The organism is Candidatus Poriferisodalis sp. (genome assembly GCF_965208485.1).
In the GTDB taxonomy this organism is placed as follows: Bacteria; Actinomycetota; Acidimicrobiia; order Acidimicrobiales; family Poriferisodalaceae; genus Poriferisodalis.
The window spans coordinates 3,223,156-3,243,622 of the sequence record NZ_OZ242344.1; the positions used below are offsets into that span (position 1 = coordinate 3,223,156).

21 protein-coding genes are annotated in these 20,467 nt (G+C 69.1%); 20 read left to right on the forward strand and 1 reads right to left on the reverse strand.

The features are described from left to right. The first annotated feature begins 1 nt into the window (after position 1). The 20 genes from ACOGXQ_RS14995 (at position 2) to metK (ending at position 19,977) form a co-directional block, all read left to right on the forward strand. Positions 2-1,984 carry an ATPase, T2SS/T4P/T4SS family gene (locus ACOGXQ_RS14995; RefSeq protein WP_419944425.1) on the forward strand — a complete coding sequence of 661 codons (1,983 nt, stop codon included), beginning with the start codon at positions 2-4 and terminating at the stop codon, positions 1,982-1,984. After that, a complete protein-coding gene (locus ACOGXQ_RS15000; protein ID WP_419944426.1) occupies positions 1,978-2,751 on the forward strand; it encodes a hypothetical protein in 774 nt (257 codons plus the stop codon). Before ACOGXQ_RS14995 ends, ACOGXQ_RS15000 begins: the two co-directional genes overlap by 7 nt. After that, on the forward strand, positions 2,748-3,515 hold the full coding sequence (locus ACOGXQ_RS15005) for a type II secretion system F family protein (RefSeq protein ID WP_419944427.1): 768 nt from the start codon (positions 2,748-2,750) through the stop codon (positions 3,513-3,515). The genes ACOGXQ_RS15000 and ACOGXQ_RS15005 overlap by 4 nt, the downstream gene beginning before the upstream one ends. A 79-nt stretch (positions 3,516-3,594) precedes the next feature. After that, complete coding sequence (locus tag ACOGXQ_RS15010) at positions 3,595-3,822, forward strand: hypothetical protein (RefSeq protein WP_419944428.1); 228 nt, start codon at positions 3,595-3,597, stop codon at positions 3,820-3,822. Positions 3,823-3,879: 57 nt separating this feature from the next. Continuing rightward, positions 3,880-4,296, forward strand: coding sequence for a hypothetical protein (locus tag ACOGXQ_RS15015; RefSeq protein ID WP_419944429.1), 417 nt, complete (start codon positions 3,880-3,882; stop codon positions 4,294-4,296). A gap of 123 nt (positions 4,297-4,419) precedes the next feature. Next, positions 4,420-4,842: a hypothetical protein gene (locus ACOGXQ_RS15020; RefSeq protein WP_419944430.1), complete on the forward strand. Its 423-nt coding sequence runs from the start codon at positions 4,420-4,422 to the stop codon at positions 4,840-4,842. Then, a complete protein-coding gene (locus ACOGXQ_RS15025; protein ID WP_419944431.1) occupies positions 4,839-5,228 on the forward strand; it encodes a hypothetical protein in 390 nt (129 codons plus the stop codon). The genes ACOGXQ_RS15020 and ACOGXQ_RS15025 overlap by 4 nt, the downstream gene beginning before the upstream one ends. A gap of 163 nt (positions 5,229-5,391) precedes the next feature. Beyond that, a complete protein-coding gene (locus ACOGXQ_RS15030) occupies positions 5,392-6,027 on the forward strand; it encodes a transposase (protein ID WP_419944432.1) in 636 nt (211 codons plus the stop codon). Between the two features lie 142 nt (positions 6,028-6,169). Next, positions 6,170-6,715 (forward strand): bifunctional pyr operon transcriptional regulator/uracil phosphoribosyltransferase PyrR, encoded by a 546-nt coding sequence (gene pyrR, locus ACOGXQ_RS15035; protein WP_419947410.1) that lies wholly within the window; start codon positions 6,170-6,172, stop codon positions 6,713-6,715. Then, positions 6,712-7,746 (forward strand): aspartate carbamoyltransferase catalytic subunit, encoded by a 1,035-nt coding sequence (locus tag ACOGXQ_RS15040; protein WP_419944433.1) that lies wholly within the window; start codon positions 6,712-6,714, stop codon positions 7,744-7,746. Before pyrR ends, ACOGXQ_RS15040 begins: the two co-directional genes overlap by 4 nt. After that, positions 7,739-9,241 carry a dihydroorotase gene (locus tag ACOGXQ_RS15045; protein ID WP_419944434.1) on the forward strand — a complete coding sequence of 501 codons (1,503 nt, stop codon included), beginning with the start codon at positions 7,739-7,741 and terminating at the stop codon, positions 9,239-9,241. The genes ACOGXQ_RS15040 and ACOGXQ_RS15045 overlap by 8 nt, the downstream gene beginning before the upstream one ends. Beyond that, entirely contained in the window at positions 9,238-10,428 is a 1,191-nt protein-coding gene (gene carA / locus ACOGXQ_RS15050) for a glutamine-hydrolyzing carbamoyl-phosphate synthase small subunit (protein ID WP_419944435.1), read from the forward strand. The genes ACOGXQ_RS15045 and carA overlap by 4 nt, the downstream gene beginning before the upstream one ends. After that, positions 10,428-13,805 (forward strand): carbamoyl-phosphate synthase large subunit, encoded by a 3,378-nt coding sequence (gene carB / locus ACOGXQ_RS15055; RefSeq protein WP_419944436.1) that lies wholly within the window; start codon positions 10,428-10,430, stop codon positions 13,803-13,805. Before carA ends, carB begins: the two co-directional genes overlap by 1 nt. Positions 13,806-13,810: 5 nt before the next feature. Next, positions 13,811-14,884, forward strand: a complete 1,074-nt coding sequence (locus ACOGXQ_RS15060) for a dihydroorotate dehydrogenase (protein ID WP_419944437.1) — start codon at positions 13,811-13,813, stop codon at positions 14,882-14,884. Between the two features lie 192 nt (positions 14,885-15,076). Next, a complete protein-coding gene (gene pyrF / locus ACOGXQ_RS15065; RefSeq protein WP_419947411.1) occupies positions 15,077-15,751 on the forward strand; it encodes an orotidine-5'-phosphate decarboxylase in 675 nt (224 codons plus the stop codon). A gap of 80 nt (positions 15,752-15,831) precedes the next feature. After that, on the forward strand, positions 15,832-16,167 hold the full coding sequence (gene mihF, locus ACOGXQ_RS15070; RefSeq protein WP_419944438.1) for an integration host factor, actinobacterial type: 336 nt from the start codon (positions 15,832-15,834) through the stop codon (positions 16,165-16,167). A gap of 10 nt (positions 16,168-16,177) precedes the next feature. Beyond that, on the forward strand, positions 16,178-16,813 hold the full coding sequence (locus ACOGXQ_RS15075; RefSeq protein WP_419944439.1) for a guanylate kinase: 636 nt from the start codon (positions 16,178-16,180) through the stop codon (positions 16,811-16,813). Positions 16,814-16,879: 66 nt separating this feature from the next. Continuing rightward, on the forward strand, positions 16,880-17,218 hold the full coding sequence (gene rpoZ, locus ACOGXQ_RS15080; protein ID WP_419947412.1) for a DNA-directed RNA polymerase subunit omega: 339 nt from the start codon (positions 16,880-16,882) through the stop codon (positions 17,216-17,218). A gap of 102 nt (positions 17,219-17,320) precedes the next feature. Further along, positions 17,321-18,601 carry a bifunctional phosphopantothenoylcysteine decarboxylase/phosphopantothenate--cysteine ligase CoaBC gene (coaBC, locus tag ACOGXQ_RS15085; RefSeq protein WP_419944440.1) on the forward strand — a complete coding sequence of 427 codons (1,281 nt, stop codon included), beginning with the start codon at positions 17,321-17,323 and terminating at the stop codon, positions 18,599-18,601. A 185-nt stretch (positions 18,602-18,786) separates the two neighbouring features. After that, positions 18,787-19,977 carry a methionine adenosyltransferase gene (gene metK / locus ACOGXQ_RS15090; RefSeq protein WP_419944441.1) on the forward strand — a complete coding sequence of 397 codons (1,191 nt, stop codon included), beginning with the start codon at positions 18,787-18,789 and terminating at the stop codon, positions 19,975-19,977. Here the strand turns inward: metK and ACOGXQ_RS15095 are convergent. Beyond that, a complete protein-coding gene (locus ACOGXQ_RS15095) occupies positions 19,955-20,440 on the reverse strand; it encodes an amidohydrolase family protein (protein WP_419944442.1) in 486 nt (161 codons plus the stop codon). The two genes, metK and ACOGXQ_RS15095, sit on opposite strands and share 23 nt — an antisense overlap. Positions 20,441-20,467: the final 27 nt, after the last annotated feature.

The window sequence follows — 20,467 nt, forward strand, 5'->3', positions numbered from 1 at the left end:
CATGCTGCTGGTGCTCTGCGATGAGGCCCTGAGTCCAGCGGCGCTCGACTGGGTGCGCGGCGCACTGCGGTCTGGACTGTCCGCTGCCGCGGGTCGGGTGTGGTTCGGCGCCGGTGTGATGTCGATGCCGTGCCCGGACAGCACCGGCGAGCCGTGCGTGGCGTGGTTGAACAGCAGTGCCGAGCCCGATGCCATCGCAGCGGCAGCGGCCGCTGCCAGCGAGGTCGTACTGCTGCTCGGTTCGCCTGCTGCGCGTGCCACAGCCACCGCTGTCGGCGCTTCTCGCGCAGCACAGGCATGGCGCGCTGCGGTCTCGGGCGGAGCGCGGCGTGTTGCTGTGTGGCTGCCGGCCACGGGCGGCGGGCGTGGCGACCCCACCGGCGAACTGTCCGCTGCACTGGGAGCGAACCGGATTGTGCGCATCAAGCGGGTGGGTGCCCGCAGCGCCTATCGGCAGCTTCATCGGCTCGGGCGCTCGCTGACGGCATCAGCATGTGCCCCGCAGCGGCTTGACCGTTCTGATGGGGAGGTGCGGCGTCGCACTGCCGCCCGCGCCGCCACCGACGCGCTCTCGGAATTGCTGGACGAGCCAGATGTCGAGGAATTCCAGATACGCGGCGGGGAGTCGATGCTCGTGCAGCACGCAGACGGCCGGGTGGAGCGACGGCCGTCGCCGTTCGCCGCGGACGAAGACCTCATCGAGGCTGTGCGTTTCCTGGCCAGTTACTCGGGCGATCGGCCTCAGCGCTTTGACGAGCTCGACCCCCGGCTCGACGTGCGGGTCGGCGAACGCTGGCGCCTGCATGCTGAGGCGTTCGTGACGAGCCCGCCCAACGTCGTGCTCCGCTCGAACATGGCGGGCCGCATGCGCCTCGACGATCTCGGTGTCGTCTCCGATGAGCTCGGCAGTGTGCTCATCGAGGCCATCGCAGGCAGATCGCGGGCCAACGTGGTGGTCGCAGCTGCGATGGGCGGCGGCAAGACCACGCTCTGCCAGGCACTGCTCGCGGCGGTGCCTGACCACGAGCGCATCGACACCATCGAGGACACGCCCGAACTTCGGCTGGCGGAGTACGGCATTCACCCGAACACCTATGAGCGCCTCACGCGAGACCCCAACCAAGACGGTCACGGCCGTCACTCGATGGCCGACCACATCCGCGATGCCAAGCGGGCGAATGCCGCCAAGCTGGTGGTGGGCGAGATCCGAGGCGAGGGATGCGAGGCGCTGCTCGACGCCATGTCCTCAGGTCTCGACGGCTGCTTGGTGACGCTGCATTCCCAGCCTGGCAAGGGCGTCTTGGAGAAGCTGGTCGCGTACGCCTGCTCGGAGGGAGCAGAGCCCGACTACGCGCGCCGCCAGATTGCTGCTGCGGTGGACCTGTGCGTGTGGATGGGCCGCAACGACGCGGGGGAGCGGGTGGTAGCCGATGTGACTCAGCTCACTGGCATCGACGATCTCACTGGCGTGATCTCGACGACCTGTCTGTGGGTGCTGCGACCGGGTGACCGGTGGGCGACTCCGGCTGGCCGCCCCGCGGGCCGGATGGCGGACGTGTACGCCTCCGCCGGACTCCCCGAATCGGGCGGGGAGGCCGAATTGCCGACGACGTTCTCGCAGATCGTGGATGTCCCGGCAGCGCCGAGTCTTGACATGCCGGCGCTCACGCCTGCGGCTGCCGCGCAGCTCACCGCAGAAGTGCCCGTGACTGCACCGGCGCCAGCCGTGCCTGTGCATCTCGAACCTGTGCCGCTGCTTGACGTGGATGTGCCGCTGGCTGACATGGCTGTGCCGCTGCTTGACGTGGATGTGCCGTCGGCTGCTGCGGTCTCGTTCGCAGCAGGATCGGACTCACTGCTGTTCGACGCGGCACCCTGCAACGGGTCCCAGCGCGGCGAGGTGCTGTGGGATCCGGGTCCGCTGGTCCCGATGGACGATCCGCCGCCGTACGAGGCACTCGTGGCCGGGGAAGCACCGTGCTGAGGCTCGCTGCGCTTGGGGCGGTCGGCTGTGCTGCGGCGCTGTGGCTGCTGCTTGCCGATGCCGGTCGTGGGCACCGCCGCGTCGGCGGCCCGACACGCTGGCCGTGGGCGGTGACGGGCCTTGCGGCATTCGTCGCCGGATTCGCCTTCGGGCCTGCCGCCGCCGGCCTCGCCGGGGCCGTTGTCGGCATCTGTGCCTGGTGCGCGGCGGTCGCCGTGCGCAGCCGTCAGCGTGTGTCCGCGGCGGAGTCGGTGGCGCAGTTCGCGTCGATCCTGGCCAATCAGGCGCAGGTCTCGCGCACGGTGGTCGATGCGCTCGAGACCGCAGCGCCGCTGGCCACCGGCCCGATTGCCCGCACGGCAGCCCGGTTCGTCTCAGAGTGCCGCAGCGTGGGCGTGGAGGCCGCAGCGCAGCGGTTCGCGACGGGAGCCGAGGGCGCCGTTGCTGCGTGGCTGGCTGATGCCGTAGCGGTTGCGGCAGCGAGCGGCGGTGAGTGGGTGCCCATCCTGGGCGTGCTTGAATCCGAGGCAGCCGAGGACGCTGCAACGGCACGCCACTTTCACCGTCACGTCGCGGCGAATCTGCCTCAGCTCGCACTCTCGGCCGCACTCGGCGCCGCAATCGCTCTCGGGAGTGCCTTGGTGAGCCCGGAAGCTTGGGAGTGGCTGACCGGCGTCCAAGGCCAGCGCGTGGGCCTCGCTGCAATCACCATCGCCGCGTTGATCTGCGCCCGCCCGCTGGTCTCAGCCTGGGAGCAGACCCGATGAGCCTGGCTCTGCCGTCGCCGGGCGTGCTCGTCTTCTGGACCCTCGTGGGGCTCTGCTCTGCCGCGGCAGCAGGGCTGGTCGGAGGCAGCGAGCGGCGTCGCCGGAACCGTCGGCGTCTGGCCGCGTTGGGCTGGACCACGCCACGGCTCGCCGTCCTCGCAGCAGTGGTCGCCGTGAGCACGGTCGGCATTGCCTTTGCTGCCAGCACTCGATTCTCTGCCGACGCCGCCGCGTCGCCCGCGCTGGCGCTCGCATGGTCGCTGCTGGTGGCAGTCGCGGCGGCGTGGGCAGTGCCTGGCTTGGTGGCAACCTCTGCATTGTCGGGCAATCGCCGTCGGCTCGACGATGCGGTACTGCTGTGGCTGCGCCGCATTCGTCTCTTCGTGGCGGCAGGGCACCCCATCAGCGTGGCGGTGCTCGATGCGGCGGAGCGCGTGAGCGATCCCGCGTTCGCGCCCGCGGCGGGCGCCGTCAACGCAGCCGTGCTCGGCGGGCGAGACCCCTTGGCCGCCGTTGCGGCCCAGTTGGCCGACTCGCCGACGGCATCCCTGCTGCGCACCGTGGACGCAGCCGAGCGCTCGGGCGCGGCGGCGTCGCGGCTGCTGGACCGGGTCTTGGACCGTGTCGTGCGCGCCATGGACGACCGACGCCGGGAGTCCATCGACCGCCTCGGCCGCTCGGTGGGGGCGTCCGCCTCGCTGCTCGCCGTCGTGGCCTCCGGTGTGGTCATGGTGACCATCGTCATGACCCTTCCGTCGGTGTGAGGCGACCGATGAGCGCTGCATGTGAGACCGCCAACGCAAGGAACCCGATCGCCCGCAGGAACGGGCAAGGAGCAGAGCAATGGATTCACCTGTCACCAAGCTGATTTTCATCGCCGCCGCCGTCGCCGCCTCGATTCTCGTGGTGACGGTGATGTGGACGACCCTCGGCAATAACGCCCCGCAAGCACATGACAGCACGGTCGACTTCAGCAAGATCACCTCCAAGAACCTCTGTGACGCGATTCACGGCACAGAGTCTTCCGGCACCTCCAAGTGGGACTCGGCCAAGAGCGAGTGCCAGCCGTAGGAATTCCAAGATTGCTCGCGTTGATGTCTCTTGCGTCGAATTGGCAGGTGAGTGCTCATGGACAGCTCGATCTCGATCTTGCGGCTGTTCAGCGTGCTGGCGGTGTTCATGGCGCTGGTGATCTCGCTGTTCGCCCGCCAGGTGGGCGCTGCCGCTGCGCAGGGAGCGGCCGACGCCGCGGCCATCGCAGTCACCGACCTGGTGCCGCCGAACTGGGACTGCGCCGAAGCGAGCCTGCCAGCGGATGCAACGGCCACAGCGGCGAGGGTGGCCGTGGACCGCGCAGCGCAGATCGCGTCCGTCCAGCCGACAGCCGTCGAGGTACGCGCGGACGGCACCTGCTCGGTCATCGTCTCGGTGCGCGTTTCCTCCCACGGCTGGCTCGGTTCGGGCGGCGCGCTCGGCGTGGCCTGCCGCCGCCCGCCGTCAGCCGAGGGGGCTGCCTTGCGAGCGCCGGTGGCGCCGCCATGCTGAGCTGTCCCGGCGGCTGCGGGTTTGCCGGATCGCCTGGGCTCCATCGGGCCGCACCGCCGGCGCATGGCGGGCTTGACTGCCGCCCGTGCGCTCGGGATGTGCTGTCGCAGGGAGCATCCGGTTGTGGATGAGAGCGTCGGGATGCTGAGCGTGGCAGCGGTGCTGGTGCTCGGCATTTGGCTCATCGACTATTCGGGCGACGCTGCCCGAGCCTCGGTCAGCGTCCGGTCAGCGAGCGTTGAAGCGGCCCAGTACGCCGCGAGCGCACTCGCATCGCCGCCTTCGGGCACCACGGACGCCGCCTTGGACGGCCATGCCGCAGGCATCGCCTCGCGCATCATCGGTGCCGCTGCCATCTCCGACTGTGACACCGCCGATCCTCGCTACGACGTCTCCGCAGTGATTCATCGGCTGCCAAGCGGCCCCAAGCCAAGCGCTGTCAGCGTCGGGGTGACCTGCCCGCTGGCTGTCTCTCCCGTCTTCGCCGACACCGTCCGCTTCCGGACAGCCGTGCCGGTAGCCAAACCTCCGGGCAGCGGGCCATGAGCACTCCGATGATTGCGCTGGCGCTGGTGGCGATGTGCGCGCTGTTCAGCGCAGCGGCAGCCGACAGCGCCCAGGCCATCGGGCTGCGCAACCACGCCGCGAACGAGGCCCGGCGGGTTGCCGCCAGCACGCTCGACTCGTGTGCATCCGCCGGCAGCGGCCCGCAGCGATGCACGCTGCCGCCTGGTTGCGCTGCGCCTGCGTGCGCGGTGTGCCGTCGGGGCGATGCCGTCGTGGCCGATGTGTCGCTGCAGTGGTCGCCGGTCTTGCTGCGAGGGCTTGCCCCGGCACGTGGGCGCCACGCGCTCAGCCTCGACGCGCTCGACGTCGCCGCCCTGGCCGGGACCACCCTCCCTGCCTGCAGCTCAACGTATTTCGCGCCGTGAGGCCATGACAACGACCATCGCGCCGAACGCGCTGAAGCACGGCATTTCCTGAGAGGCCGCGCGGATAGTCGACCGTCCACCAGTCGTCGTGTCGGTTTCGTTGTGATGCGGGGTGCTGTACCAACCGACGACATGGTGGAGGTGCTTGTTCATCATGCGCGCTTTGAGCAAGACGGTGGTGGATGTCATCTGGGCGGCGGTGGGGCCGTTGTTGCCGCGAGGCTCTGAGGGTCGCCCGTTGGGCTGTCATCGGCCTCGTGTGTGCGATCGGCTGTGCCTGCGGGGGATCATCATCAGGCTGGTGACGGGCTGCTCATGGGAGTCCGTCGAGTGTTTGCTGGACGGCGAGGTGTCCGACACGACGCTGCGGTCGCGCCGCGACGAGTGGGCCGCAGCAGGCGCGAACCGCAACGACATCATGCTGTTCGAGCCGACCATCGCCGAGATCGAACGCCGAGGACTGCATCACGACATCGACACCGTCCATCTCGACCGCGGCTACATCGGCGCCCGCGTCGACCGGGCCGCCCGCAAAGCCGGCGTCACCGACATCGTGCGGCCCCACAAACGCAAACCCAGCAGCGGCCCCGCCGAGCCTGCCCCCGCGCCGCTGGGGCTGCGCTGGACCGTGGAGCGCACCAACTCGTGGCTGTCCAACTACGGCCAGCTACGCCGCAACACCGACCGCAAACCCGAACACCGCCTCGCCCAGTTCGCCCTCGCCATCACACTGATCATCACCATCAAACTCATCGACCACCGCGACCGATGGCAACCCCACCTGCCACCTATCCGCTGACGCTCTGAGCATCTCGCCGACCGCGAGAATGCGCGCCGCCCGGTGAGGGTTCCGCGCTAGGGTGCGGTTCTGACCGTGAAGCGGGTCCAGTGAGGCTCGTACGGACAGGAAGGACCTGCGCGTGGCAGACCGCGAGCGACGCATGACGCCCCCGTACGGGGGCGTTTTCGTTGCCCGGACCGCCATTCTCGATTCCAGCGGGGTCCACCGGGCGCTCACCCGCATCGGCCACGAGATCATCGAGCGCAACCAGGGTCTCGACGAGGTCGTCGTGGTGGGCCTGCAGACCGGCGGCGTGCAGATCGCGCTGCGCATCGTGCGGCTGCTGTTCGAGATCGACGGCACCGATGTGCCCTTCGGCACGCTGGACGTGGTCATGCACCGCGACGACATCGGTCTGCGCCCGGTCATGGCCGAAGCCGTCACCGACATCCCCTTCGACCTCGACGGCATGACCGTCGTGCTGGTGGACGACGTGCTGTACACCGGCCGCACCATCCGCGCCGCACTCGACGCTCTCAACGACTTCGGCCGCCCGCGTGCCGTGCAGCTCGCCGTGGTGATCGACCGCGGCCACCGCGAGCTGCCTATCCGCCCCGACTTCGTCGGCAAGAACCTGCCCACTAGCCGCGAGGAGATGGTCGACGTCACGCTCGAGGGCGTCTTGTTGGGGGAGATGCGCAAATGAGCGGACACCTGCTGACGCTGGGCGAACTGGGCACCGAGGGAATCACTGAGCTGCTTTCGCTCACCGACCGCTTCGTGGAGGTCGGCCAGCGGCCGATCCCCAAGGTGCCCGCCCTGCGCGGGCGCACCGTGGCCACGCTGTTCTTCGAGGAATCCACCCGCACCCGGCTCGCCTTCGAGACCGCGGCGAAACGGCTGTCGGCCGATGTGCTGACGTTCTCGGCGTCGTCCTCGTCGCTCGCCAAGGGCGAGTCGCTGCGCGACACAGTCGAAACCATCGACGCGATGGGCGTCGACGCGATGGTGGTGCGTCATCGCAGCTCGGGCGTTCCCGCCCAGGTTGCACGCTGGGTGGGCGACGGGGTCAGCGTGCTGAACGGGGGTGACGGCTGGCACGCCCATCCCACCCAAGGCTTGCAGGACGCCTACACCCTCTGGCGCCACTTCTGCCCGATGCCCGACGGGCTGCCGGGCACGGTCGCGCCCGATGTGCCGACGCTGGCAGGCCGTCGTGTCGCCATCGTCGGCGACATCGTCCACAGCCGCGTTGCCCGCAGTGACATAGAGGCGTACACCGCGCTGGGCGCCAGCATCGTGCTGGTCGCCCCGCCCACGCTGCTGCCGGTGCAGCCCCGGGAATGGATCGACGGCTGGCTGCCGCCCGACGACGCCAAGCGAGTCGAGATCACTCACCACTTCGACGACGTGCTCGACGAGCTCGATGTGGTGGGTCTGCTGCGCTGCCAGCGGGAGCGCATGATCGACGGCCTGATCGGCTCGATACCCGAGTACGTCGCCCGCTACGGCCTCACTTTCGAGCGGGCGCATCGTCTCCGACGGCGTGCGGTGGTCACTCACCCCGGACCCATGAACCGCGGCATCGAGATCGCAGGCGACACCGCCGAGGACCTTGCTGCCGACGGCCGCCTGCTCGTCACCCGCCAGGTCACCCACGGAGTGGCCGTTCGCATGGCGGCGCTGTTCCGACTCGTCGGATCGGGAACCGCGCTCGGAGCCGACGAACGTGACTGAGGTCACTGTGCCTGATCTCGCGGCGTCGCCGGATGAGTCGGCGCAGCGGCCGATGCTGGTCGTCACCGGCGGCGAGATCATCGAACGCGGTCGGCGCCGGCGTGCCGATGTCTCGATCATCGACGGACACATCGTGGGCGTGGCGCCACCGGGCAGCGCCTTGCGTGGCCCTCCTGGCGGGCTCAGCGAGGACGAGTCGGCGGCATTCGCGGCGCTCACTGCCGCCGACGATGCTGTGCTCACCCACGTCGACGAAATCGACGCCACCGGATGTGTGGTCGCGTCGGGTTTCGTCGACCTATGCGCTCGTGTCGCCGAGCCGCTGGCTGTCGACGTCGGTGTCATGCAGGCCACTGCGGCGTCGGCGGCGCTGGGCGGCGTCACGGCACTGCTCGCCCAGCCCGACACCGATCCGCCGCTGGACCGGCTGGGCCAGCTCGCCGAACTGCGCCGCATCGTTGCGTCAGCACCGCACTGCCATATCGTTCCCACAGCGGCGATCACCGCTGAACGCGCCGGCGCCCGGCTGGCGCCTCTGGCCGAACTGGCCTCCGCCGGCGTCGCGTGGTTCACCGACACGGGTCCGCAGCCGAACTGGGCATTGCTGTGCCGGGCGCTGCAGTACACCGCCCCGCTCGAAGCGACGGTGGCGGTGCGTCCGTCGGGTTCAGCGCTCGGCATCGCCGCGTCGATGCACGAAGGCGCCGTGTCGGCCCGCATGGGTGTCGCCGGCGAGCCGGCCGAGGCCGAGCACGCGGCAGCCGCAGTGGCCGTCAGCGCTGCTCGCTGCACCGGCGGCAGCCTGCATCTCGACCGCATCAGCGCTGCAGCCACCGTTGAACTGGTGCGAGCCGCCAAGGCGGAGGGTCTCGACGTCTCGGCGTCGGTCACCGCTGAGCATCTGCTGTTCATCGACGCTGACGCCGCGGGCTTCGACACTCTGATGCGTGCCGATCCGCCCCACCGCACTGCAGCCGACCGGGCTGCGCTGATTGCGGGCATCAACGACCGCACTATCGATGCAGTCGTCAGCGCACACACGCCGATGCCCCCTCACTGCAAGGACGTGCCCTTCGACGAAGCGCCGCCCGGCTTCGCATCGCTGGAGACCTCCGCAGCGATCGTGCTGAGCCATCCCGACATCGAGCTGGAAGCGGCCTTGGACGCACTGTCGTGGCGGCCCGCCGAGCTGGCGGGCGTCACACACCTAGGCGGCGGTCCGATCCAGCCCGGACAGCCGGCCAACCTTGTCGTCGTCGACCTCGCCCGGCCATGGACGCCCCGCACCCGGGACAAGACCTTCGCGCGTGTGTCACCTCACCGCGGCCGCCGCTTGAATGCCCGGGTGACCGAGACCATCGTCGGCGGGACCAGGGCCGTTCGTTCCGGCTACCCGTCCCATCCCGACGACCTCGCTCGCGACCGGGATGCCAATCGCGTCCACCGCCGATGGAAGCGCTTGGTGCAGGCGCCACGCCGAGGAGCCGCCCAGTGACCCCAGCCGCACACAGCCCCGTCGCGCCCGTCGGGGGCGCGCTCGTGCTCGCCGACTGCACCGCCTTCGAAGGCGAGATGATCGGCGCGTCCCCGGACCCACGGGGCGGCATCGCGTCGGGCGAGGTGGTGTTCAACACTGTGATGACCGGCTACCAAGAAGTCATCACCGACCCGTCCTATGCGGGCCAGATCATCGCGTTCACCTATCCTCACATCGGCAACTACGGCACCACGCCGATCGACGCCGAAGCACGCCGGCCGTTCTGCCGCGGCGTCGTCATCCGCGACCTCGCCCGCCGCCGCTCCAACTGGCGCTCCGAGAGCGACCTCGACGCCTTCCTCGCCCGCCACGGCATCGCCGGCATCGCCGGCGTCGACACACGCCGGCTGACGCGCCACGTCCGCGACTGCGGCGCCATGGGTGGCGCATTCGGTCCAACGCCCGATGATGACTCCCTCGGTCGCCTCAGTGCCGCAGCCCAGGCCGAGCCCGGCACCGCGGGCGTCGACCTCGTCAGCGAGGTCACCACCGCCGAGCCGTACGCGGTCGGCGACGGTCCCTGGCGTGTCGTGGCCTACGACCTGGGCATCAAGCGCGCCATCGTCGAGAATCTCGGGCAAATCGCCACCGTCGAGGTCGTCCCGGCGCACACCTCTGCGTCCGATGTGCTGGCCCGCGAGCCCGACGGAGTGTTCCTCTCGAATGGTCCCGGCGACCCCGAGATGGCCGGCGGCGTCACCGCAGCGCTCGGCGACCTGCTGGGCGAGGTGCCGATCTTCGGCATCTGCCTCGGACAGCAGGTGCTCGGCCTCGCGCTCGGCGGCCGCTCGTACAAGCTGCCCTTCGGGCACCACGGCGGCAACGTGCCGGTGCGTGACGAGGCCACCGGCCGCATCGAGATCACCAGCCAGAACCACAACTTCGCCATCGAGTCCGGCTCGGTGCCCGGCGTGGACGAGACCCACGTCTGCCTCAATGACGGCTCGCTGGAAGGTTTCGCCTGCCGCGACCTGCCCGCGTTTGCCGTGCAGTACCACCCCGAGGCCAGCCCGGGACCGCACGACTCCCGTTACCTCTTCGACCGCTTCGCCGACCTCATGTCGCAGTTCTGGGGAGGTCCTCGCAACGGCGCAGGCGGCAGAGGCACTGGCAGCCATCGCAATGGCGAGGGGGGGACTCGCTGATGCCACGTCGCACCGATATCGAATCGATCCTGATCATCGGCTCAGGGCCCATCGTCATCGGCCAAGCATGCGAGTTCGACTACTCGGGCACCCAAGCCTGCCGGGTACTGCGCGACGAGGGCTACCGGGTGATCCTGGCCAACTCGAACCCAGCCACGATCATGACCGATCCGGAATTCGCCGACGCCACCTACGTCGAGCCGCTCGACGCGGCGGTGCTCGAGGCGATCATCGCCCGCGAGCGCCCCGACGCCCTGCTGCCCACGCTCGGCGGGCAGACCGCGCTCAACCTGGCCACCGAGTTGAGCCACAACGGCGCGCTCGACCGCTACGGGGTGGAGATGATCGGCGCTGCAGAGGAGGCCATCGCGACCGCGGAGGACCGCGACCGGTTCCGCCAGGCAATGACCGAGATCGGCCTCAGATGCGCCCGCTCGGCCATTGCCCATACCATCGAGGAGGCCCGCGAGGCCATCTGTGAGATCGGCCTGCCGGTCATCATCCGACCGGCCTACATCCTGGGCGGCGAGGGGACCGGCTTCGCCGACACTGCTGACGAATTCGAAGCCGCCGCCGTCAAGGGACTCGACGCCAGCCCGATCAGCGAGATCCTCATCGAGCAGTCGGTGCAGGGCTGGAAGGAGTTCGAGCTCGAGGTGATGCGCGACCATGCCGACAACTGCGTGGTGATCTGCGCGATCGAGAACTTCGACGCCATGGGGGTGCACACCGGCGACTCGATCACCGTTGCACCCACCCAGACGCTGTCCGATGTGGAGTACCAGCAGATGCGCGACGCTGCGTTCGCCTGCATGCGGCGCATCGGCGTCGAGACCGGGGGCTCGAACGTGCAGTTCGCCGTCAATCCCGAAGACGGCACCCAGATCATCATCGAGATGAATCCCCGCGTCAGCCGCAGCTCGGCGCTCGCGTCGAAAGCCACGGGCTTCCCGATCGCCAAGATCGCGGCACGCCTCGCGGTGGGCTACACGCTCGACGAGATCACCAACGACATCACCGGCGAGACACCTGCGAGCTTCGAGCCGACCATCGACTACGTGGTCACCAAGATCCCTCGCTGGGCGTTCGAGAAGCTCCCCGGAGCGGCGCCAGTGCTCGGCCCGCAGATGCAGTCCGTCGGCGAGGTGATGGCCATCGGCAGGACGTTCCCCGAGAGCCTGCAGAAGGCGCTGCGCAGTCTCGAGCAGGGCCGGTTCGGGCTGAGCGCCGACCCAGGCGAGACACAGTACGCCGAGCGCGCCACCGCCGAGTTGGCAGAGGCGATCCGCACGCCGACGCCCGAGCGCATCTTCGAGATCGGCGAACTGCTGCGGCGAGGCGCCAACCCCGACGAGATCAGCGCCGACACCGGCATCGATCCCTGGTTCGTCGACCAGATGCTGGCCGTCATCGACGAGCGAGCGGCGCTCGAGGCCTTCGACGGCCCGGCCGGCTTGGACCGCCGTGCGTGGAAGCGCGCCAAGCAGCTGGGCTTCGCCGACGCCCAGCTGGCGTGGCTGTGGGGGACCAGCGAGGCAGAGGTGCGCGCTGCCCGCCTCGGCGCCGGCGTGCGGCCGACGTTCAAGACCGTTGACACGTGTGCCGCCGAGTTCGATGCCCGCACGCCGTATCACTACTCCACCTACGAGGATGAGGACGAGATCCGCCCCGGCACCCGCCCACGCATGATGATCCTGGGCTCGGGTCCCAACCGCATCGGCCAAGGCATCGAGTTCGACTACTGCTGCGTGCACGCCAGCTTCGCCCTGCGTGACGCCGGCTACGAGACCGTGATGGTCAACTGCAATCCCGAGACGGTCTCCACCGACTACGACACTTCCGACCGGCTGTACTTCGAGCCGCTGACCGCCGAAGACGTTCTCGACATCATCGATGCGGAAGATCCCGTAGGCGTCATCGTGAGCCTGGGCGGGCAGACGCCGCTGAAGCTGGCGGCTGAGCTGCCCTCTGGGTTGGTGTGCGGCACTCCGGCGGATTCCATCGACCTTGCCGAGGACCGCGAGCGCTGGAACGCGCTGTGTACGCAGCTGGCCATCCCGCAGCCGCCGGGCGGCACCGCCGCCGGGCCGACTGAGGCGGCCGCTATCTGCGACGAGATCGGCTTCCCCGCGCTCGTGCGCCCCAGTTACGTGCTCGGCGGCCGGGCCATGACGGTGGTCTATGGCCACGACGAGCTGACCGAGACCATGGCCGAGTTGGCCCAGTTCTCGACTTTGGGGCGCGAGGGCGGTCTGTCGGCTGAACGGCCCGTGCTCGTGGACCGCTTCCTCGAAGATGCCATCGAAGTGGACGTGGACTCGCTGCGTGACCGCACCGGTGCGTGGATGCTCGGCGGGATCATGGAGCACGTCGAGCAGGCCGGGGTGCACTCGGGCGACAGTGCCTGTGCCATCCCGCCGCCGAGTCTCAGCAGCGAGACCCAGCAGACGATTGCGGACTACACCCGGCGCCTGGCCGACGCACTCGGCGTGGTCGGGCTGCTGAACGTGCAGTTCGCCGTCAAGGCGGGCGAGGTGTTCGTGATCGAGGCCAATCCGCGTGCCTCGCGCACCGTGCCGTTCGTCGCGAAGGCCACTGGCGTGTCGCTCGCCAAAGCGGCGTCCCGGGTGATGACCGGCGAGACGCTCGACGAGTTGGTCGCCGCCGGAATGCTGCCCCGGTGGTCACGCAACGGTCAGCTGTCCGCTGCCGGCTCGGCAAACGGTGTCGGCGGCAGCGACCATGCGCAGCGCCATGTCGCTGTGAAGGAAGCCGTGCTGCCCTTCGGCCGTTTCCCTTCAGTCGACACCGTGCTCGGCCCCGAGATGCGCTCCACCGGCGAGGTCATGGGCATCGATGCATCCTTCGGGTTGGCTTTCGCGAAGAGCCAGATCGCCGCAGGCGACGCCCTGCCCTCCGGTGGGACTGTGCTGCTGACGTTGGCTGACCGCGACAAGCCGGCGGGACTGGAGGCCGCCCGCGTGCTCGCCGAGCTCGGCTTCGACATCGCTGCGACAGCTGGCACGGCGGGCTACCTGCGTGTGCGCGGTGTCGAAGTCGCGATCGAGGTGGCGAAGCTGTCGGCCGACGGCCGCGAGAACTCGCCCGGCGAGGACGCTGTCCGCCTCATTGCGGCGGGGCGCATCCACCTGGTGGTCAATACGCCTCGCGGCCGGGGCGCCCAGATCGACGGTCGTCACATCCGGGCGGCGGCGCGCACCCATCACATCCCCTGCCTGACGACGGTGGCCGCGGCCAGGGCGGCCGCCACTGGCCTGCGCGAGTGGCTCGCCAGTGACCTCGCCGTGCGGCCGCTGCAGGAATTTCACGCTGAACTCGATGCTGTCGACGCGACGCGAACGCGACTAGGGGCCTGAGCCGCATGGCGAAGCTGCGGCGCCCGCAGCTCATGAGCGCAGCCGCCAAGCGCCGTGCACCACGGGTGCGGAAGCGGGGAAGTGCGTCATCGCGCGCATCGGCTCGCCTGCCGTGGGGGCATGCCCGCGTCGGGAGCGTCGACATGGCGGTGCGGATCGGCAGCGTGGAACTGCCCAACCCCGTGATGACGGCCTCCGGAACCGCCGGCTACGGCGCCGAGCTGGATGCCTATGTCGATCTGACCTCGTTGGGAGCAGTGGTCACCAAGTCGCTCTCGCCGTTCGCCTGGGAGGGCAACCCTGCGCCGCGGATGGCGAGTGCGCCGGCGGGGATGCTCAACGCTGTCGGACTGCAGAATCCCGGTGCCGGGGCGTGGCGCGAGCGGGAGCTGCCCCGGCTGGCTCGCACGGGCGCGCGGGTGGTGGCCAGCATCTGGGGCCGCACCGTGGCCGACTACGCCGCTGCCGCCGAGTCGCTCGCGGGTGCCGGGCTGACCGCGCTCGAGGTGAATGTGAGCTGTCCCAACCTCGAGGGGCGAGGCCAGATGTTCGCGTGCAGCCCGTCCGCCACCGCCGAGGCGGTCAGCGCTGCCGCGGCAGCGGGTGTGCCCGTGTGGGCGAAGCTCACCCCCAACGTGACCGACCTCGTTGAGGTCGCCGACGCAGCGCTGGGGGCCGGCGCGGAAGCGCTGACACTCATCAACACGATCTTCGGGATGACCATCGATCCTGTCACGGCCCGGCCCGCGCTCGGCATCGGCGGGGGCGGCCTGTCGGGTCCGGCCATCCGCCCGGTGGCCGTGAGAGCCGTCTTCGATGTCCGGGCGGCGCTCGGCGAGGTGCCGATCGTGGGCGTCGGCGGTGTCGCCAAGGGCTCTCATGTCGTCGAGCTCATGGCCGCCGGCGCGTGCGCAATCCAGATCGGCACTGCGTCGTTCTACGACCCCAGGGCATCCTGCAAGGTGCTCGACGAGTTGGAACGCTGGTGCGAGCGTCACGGCATCGGTGCTGCATCTGAGTTGACGGGGCGCGCCCATCAACCGGGCGCCACGTCCCGCTCCGGGGCTGAAGATCGCTGACGAATACCCACAGAAGAACCACAGAAGAACCACAGAAGAACACAGAAGACCCACAGAAGAAACGGAGTTCAGTTGAACTCGCCGACAGCAACCGCAACAGCAACTCGAGCCGCAACAGCACCGGTGCTCGGGAGCGTCCCGGCGCGGGACCGTCTCGCCCTCGCGCTGGACGTGCCGGACCGCGCTGCCGCCATGTCCCTCGTGGAGCGCTTCGGGTCCCATTTCGGTGTCATGAAGGTGGGTCCTGCGCTGTTCACGGCCGAAGGACCCGACCTCGTGCGTGACATCGTCGAGACCGGCAGCCGGGTGTTCCTGGACATCAAGCTGCACGACATACCCAACACGGTGGAGCTGGCTGCGAGGCATGTAGGCGAGCTGGGCGCGTGGCTGCTCACCTTGCATACCCAAGGCGGCCACGACATGCTGGCCGCCGGGGTTCGGGGACTGCGCGACGGCGCTGCAGAGCGAGCGGCCGCTGCGTCTGCCGCACCTGGCGCCGCCGTGGTGTCGGTCGAGCCGCTGGCGCTCGGCGTCACCGTGCTCACCTCCGACGCTGAGGCGCCGCCCGAGGTGCTGATGGGCCGTGCGCGGCTGGCCGAGGGCGCAGGCTGCGGTGGCGTCGTGTGTGCCGCAGCCGACCTGGGTGTGGTGACGAACACCGTCCCCGGGATGCTCTGCGTCGTCCCGGGCATACGGCCTGCCGGTGCGCAGCAGGGAGATCAGCGCCGTGTTGCGACGCCGGCGTCGGCGTTGGCTGCAGGTGCCGACGTATTGGTCATCGGCCGAGCGGTGACCGCCGCTGCGGACCCTGCTGCAGCGGTCAGCGCGATTCTCGATGAGGTTGCCGCCGAGCTGGCCCGAGACTGAGGCGGTCTGGCGGCGTCGCTGGTGCCTCTTGAGCGCAGTGTCCCTAGACCGCAGCGGAGGCCTGGCTACACTTCACGGCAATGAGTCCGTTGCCTGAACTCAGTGACGAGCAGCGTGCCGAGGCGCTGGCCAAGGCGAAGGAAGCCCGTGAGGTCCGCGCAAACGTCAAGCATCGGTTGAAGATGAGTTTGCTCAGCTTCGACGAACTGCTGGCTGAAGCCGACAGCGTCCCGAGCGTCGGGAAGCTGAAGGCGCTTGTCGCCTTGGAGTCGATGCCAGGTCTCGGCAAGGTGAAGGCCCGCAGACTCATGTCCGAGATTGGCATCGCCGAGAACCGGCGGCTGCGTGGTCTCGGCGAGATGCAACGACGCCGTCTGAGCGAGCACTTCGCACAGGATTCCGCCTCCGGCGCGTGACTGCCGTCGCATGACCAGCCCAGCGCCCGGCGGCGCTGCGGGTGGCAGCGCGCATGGGCGCGCACTGGGTGACAGCGCGCCTTGGGGCGTCACGCTGTACGTCGTGTGCGGGCCAGGAGGGGCGGGCAAGGGCACGATCGTGGCCGAGCTAGTGGCCCGCGACCAGGGCCTGCTGCTGAGCAGATCGTGGACGACGCGGCCCCGCCGGGTCGGCGAGTCGGCAGATGCCTACACGTTCGTCACGTCCGAGGAGTTCGATGCCCGGATCGCATCAGGGGACTTCCTGGAGTGGGCGGACTTCTTCGAGTATCGCTACGGCACGCCGATGCCGCCGCCCGATCTGGATCGAGACCTCGTACTGGAGATCGATGTCCAGGGAGCAGTATCGGTTCGCAATCGCGACCCGTCCGCCCTGGTGATCCTGGTGCTGCCCCCGAGTCGAGACGAGCAAGAGCGCCGCATGCGCCGCCGGGGCGATCCCGACGCGGAAGTCGCCCGCCGGCTTGCCAAGGCCGACGAGGAACTGCCGGTGGGGTACCGCATGGCCGACCTCATCGTGGTGAACCGGGACATCTCGAGCACCGTCGCCGAGATCGCCGCGTTCGTGGACCGAACACGCGCCCAGCGCCACCGCCAGGCCAACTAGCCCAGTCGAACTCAGCATCCCAGCGCCATCTCGCCGGACTGTTCTCTCGGTATCCTGCAAACTGTGATGACAGAGTCAACCGACACCATGATCACCCCGGGACTCGAGGACCTGTTGGGCAAGGTCGATTCCAAGTTCACTCTGGTGAGCCTTGCGGCCATGCGGTCCAGGCAGATCAACTCGTACTACAACCAGCTGGACGGCGGCATCGGCTCGGTCGTGCCTCCGCAGGTGGCCTCAGTGGCCCGCAAGCCGCTGTCGATTGCTTTCGAGGAAATAGAGGCCGACAAGATCACCTTCGAGCGCTTCGACCCCGCCGAGCGCGCCCGGCTCGAGGCTGAGATGCTTGCCGCGGCGGAAGCCGACGCAGCCGTGCTCGAGGTGGTTCCCGACCTTGAGGCCTAGGGTCCAGCGGTCCGTGGGCGCATCTCACAACAGCGGATGGCAACAGGCCCAGCATCATCGGCCCTGTCGTGATGTGACCGAGAGGCGTATCCTGTCGCGGCAGTGACGGATTCTGCCGGTCATCCTGAAGCCACACCGGATTCGCCGTTTTCCGGGTGCCGTGTCGTGCTCGGCGTCAGCGGCGGCATCGCTGCGTACAAGGCCGTGATCCTGTGTCGGCTGATGATGGACGCCGGTGCGCATGTCATCCCGGTGATGACCGCGGCAGCGCAGCGTTTTGTCGGACGCGCCACGTTTGACGCACTTGCCAGCGAGCGGGTGCAGACATCAATCTTCGGCGAGGATGATCCCATTCCCCATACGACTCTGGGCCAGACAGCCGACGTCATCGTCGTGGCGCCCGCCACGGCGCGGGTCATCGGGAGCTACGCCGCGGGCATCTCCGACGGTTTGCTCACCGCCACGCTGCTCGCCACCCGGGCGCCGGTCGTGGTCTGCCCGGCCATGCACACCGAGATGTGGGAGCACGATGCGACCCAGCACAACATCGAGGTGCTGGCCGGCCGGGGCGTGCACCTCGTGGTGCCCGAAGCGGGCCGGCTCGCCGGCGGGGATGTCGGGACAGGCCGCCTCGCCGAACCGGCCACGATCTTTGCGGCCGTCGAGGCTGTGCTCGCTGGTCTGCCGGAGTCCGATCCCGCCCGCCAGCCGCTGACGGCATGCCGCGACTTCGCGGGCGTCAGCGTGACCGTCAGCGCCGGCGGCACCCGCGAGGCGATCGACCCGGTTCGCTTCATCGGCAACCGGTCATCTGGCAAGCAGGGCTACGCCATCGCGACCGCTGCCCGAGATCGCGGCGCAGAAGTCACGCTGGTCACCAGCGCCCCGCTGCCGCAGCCCGAGGGTGTGCGCGAGGTACGCGTCACCTCCGCAGCCGAGATGGACGCCGCGGTTGCGGCGTACGCCGACGCTGACGTGATCGTCATGGCTGCCGCGGTGGCCGACTTCCGGCCTGCGAAAGTCGCTGCACAGAAGATCAAGAAGGGCGATCCCGGCTCCAGCGCGGAGGCCCCAGTCATCGTGCTCGAGCACACCAAGGACATCCTCGCCGGCCTCGGCACCGCAAAGCCGCCCGGGCAGGTGCTGGTCGGCTTCGCTGCCGAGACGGCCGACGTGCTCGACAACGCAGCGCAGAAGCTGGCCCGCAAGAACCTCGACGTCATGGTGGCGAACGACGTCTCGGCGGCAGGCGCGGGATTCGCGCACGACACCAACATCGTGACGATCCTGCTGGCCGACGGCACCGTGCGGCCGCTGCCGATCTGCTCAAAGCGGGAGGTCGCGGACGCGGTTCTCGACGCCGTCGCCGAGCTTCGCCGCTAGGGATCGCGCAGGTAGGCGAGAGCCGGTCGGTAACCAGAGCAGAGTTCGAGGCGAACAGCTGTCGTATCAGTGCCTGCTGGCTCGAGTCCTCAGAGGCTGCAGCGTTTCGGTTCACGGCGTCTAACCTTGCCGCGCTGCCGCAAACGGCGATAGCAACGGGCCGACACGACTGAACGGGGACCACGTTGAGCCAGTGGACCTTCACCTCAGAATCGGTGACCGAAGGCCATCCCGACAAGATGGCCGACCAGATCTCCGACGCCATCCTGGACTCGCTGATCGCTGAGGACCGACACGCCAGGGTGGCTGTGGAGACGCTGGTCACCACCGGCCTCGTCGTGGTGGCGGGCGAGGTGTCCACCGAGGCCTACATCGACATTCCCCGGGTGGTGCGCGACACCATCATCGGCATCGGCTACGACCATGGCGAGCTGGGCTTCGACGGCAACACATGCGGCGTGATGATCGCGCTCGACGAGCAGTCCCCGGAGATCACCAAGGGCGTGTTCGGCAGCAGCGACGCAGCCGCCCATGAGGACAGCATCCCTGACCAGGGCGCCGGAGACCAAGGGATGATGTTCGGCTATGCCTGCCGTGAGACCGATGCGTTGATGCCGCTGCCGATCCACATCGCGCACCGCATGGCCGAACAGCTCACCGAGGCCCGCCGGTCAGGCTGCATCCCGTACCTGCGACCGGACGGCAAGACGCAGGTGAGCTTCGAGTACCGCGACGGCGAGCCGGTGGCCTTGCGCACGATCGTCGTGTCCGCCCAGCACATCGAAGGTGTCGAGATCGATGCGATGATGCGCCCCGATCTGGCAGAGCACGTGATCTGCCCGACCCTGCCGGAGCGATTCGCCGACGACGACTTCGAGTTGCTGGTGAACCCGTCCGGCAGCTTCGTCAGCGGCGGGCCGGTCGCCGACGCGGGACTCACCGGCCGCAAGATCATCGTCGATACCTACGGTGGCTACGCTCGTCACGGCGGCGGTGCGTTCAGCGGCAAGGATCCCTCCAAAGTCGACCGTTCGGCTGCATACGGTGCTCGCTGGGTGGCGAAGAACATCGTGGCCTGCGGTGCGGCAGACCGCTGCGAGATGCAGGTGGCGTACGCCATCGGCCGTGCGGAACCCGTCTCGCTGCTGGTGGAGACATTCGGCACGGCCAAGGTCGATCCCGAGGCAATCTCATCGGCAGTGGCCGAGGTGTTCGATCTGCGCCCCGCCGCCCTGCTGGCGGCCTTGAATCTGCGCCGGCCGATCTACAAGACCACAGCAGCGTACGGCCACTTCGGCCGTGAGCCCAACAGTGACGCGTTCCCTTGGGAGCGTCTCGACCGCGTCGAAGATCTCAAGTCCGCGCTGGGTCTCTAGCCGTGATTCTTCGCGAGGCGGTGGGCTGGGGTTGTCTGGGGCCGCAGAAAGGCTCTCCGACTCGCTCGTCAGCAACGCCGACGCGGTTGCGTGCCGCCGGCGCCGGCACGATCACGACGTTGGGCTGCTTGTAGGCCACACCCAGCGCCTCGCGCACATACGGCCAGCCGCCGTGCTGGATGAACACGGTGAGGCCGGGGAAGTCAGTGGCGACATGGGCGACGTACTCAGGGCAGCAGTCGTCTTGATACGGACCCAGCAGGCAGCTCATGGTGGTGGACACGATGAGGCCGAGACGCTGTGCCTCCTCATAGATCGGGCAGAGCGCCCGGTCGTTGAACCTGCGGCTGATCTGCGCGGTGGACGGGTCGACCGTGACGCCACGCATGCCGTGGGCGGCCAGCTCGCCGACCGCCGCGACCGCCGCGGCGACGTCGCTGGGCTCGACCGAGCCGAAGCCCACGAACGGTCCGGGTGCTCGGTGACGATC

Excerpts from the sequence above, each read along its gene's own strand:
- ACOGXQ_RS15005 (WP_419944427.1), top strand. The coding sequence starts at position 2,748 with ATGAGCCTGGCTCTGCCGTCGCCGGGCGTGCTCGTCTTCTGGACCCTC.
- pyrF (WP_419947411.1), top strand. The coding sequence starts at position 15,077 with ATGTCCCTCGTGGAGCGCTTCGGGTCCCATTTCGGTGTCATGAAGGTG.
- rpoZ (WP_419947412.1), top strand. The coding sequence starts at position 16,880 with ATGACAGAGTCAACCGACACCATGATCACCCCGGGACTCGAGGACCTG.
- ACOGXQ_RS15075 (WP_419944439.1), top strand. The coding sequence starts at position 16,178 with ATGACCAGCCCAGCGCCCGGCGGCGCTGCGGGTGGCAGCGCGCATGGG.
- ACOGXQ_RS15010 (WP_419944428.1), top strand. The coding sequence starts at position 3,595 with ATGGATTCACCTGTCACCAAGCTGATTTTCATCGCCGCCGCCGTCGCC.
- pyrR (WP_419947410.1), top strand. The coding sequence starts at position 6,170 with ATGACGCCCCCGTACGGGGGCGTTTTCGTTGCCCGGACCGCCATTCTC.
- ACOGXQ_RS15060 (WP_419944437.1), top strand. The coding sequence starts at position 13,811 with ATGGCGAAGCTGCGGCGCCCGCAGCTCATGAGCGCAGCCGCCAAGCGC.
- ACOGXQ_RS15015 (WP_419944429.1), top strand. The coding sequence starts at position 3,880 with ATGGACAGCTCGATCTCGATCTTGCGGCTGTTCAGCGTGCTGGCGGTG.
- carB (WP_419944436.1), top strand. The coding sequence starts at position 10,428 with ATGCCACGTCGCACCGATATCGAATCGATCCTGATCATCGGCTCAGGG.
- ACOGXQ_RS14995 (WP_419944425.1), top strand. The coding sequence starts at position 2 with ATGCTGCTGGTGCTCTGCGATGAGGCCCTGAGTCCAGCGGCGCTCGAC.
- ACOGXQ_RS15040 (WP_419944433.1), top strand. The coding sequence starts at position 6,712 with ATGAGCGGACACCTGCTGACGCTGGGCGAACTGGGCACCGAGGGAATC.
- mihF (WP_419944438.1), top strand. The coding sequence starts at position 15,832 with ATGAGTCCGTTGCCTGAACTCAGTGACGAGCAGCGTGCCGAGGCGCTG.
- ACOGXQ_RS15025 (WP_419944431.1), top strand. The coding sequence starts at position 4,839 with ATGAGCACTCCGATGATTGCGCTGGCGCTGGTGGCGATGTGCGCGCTG.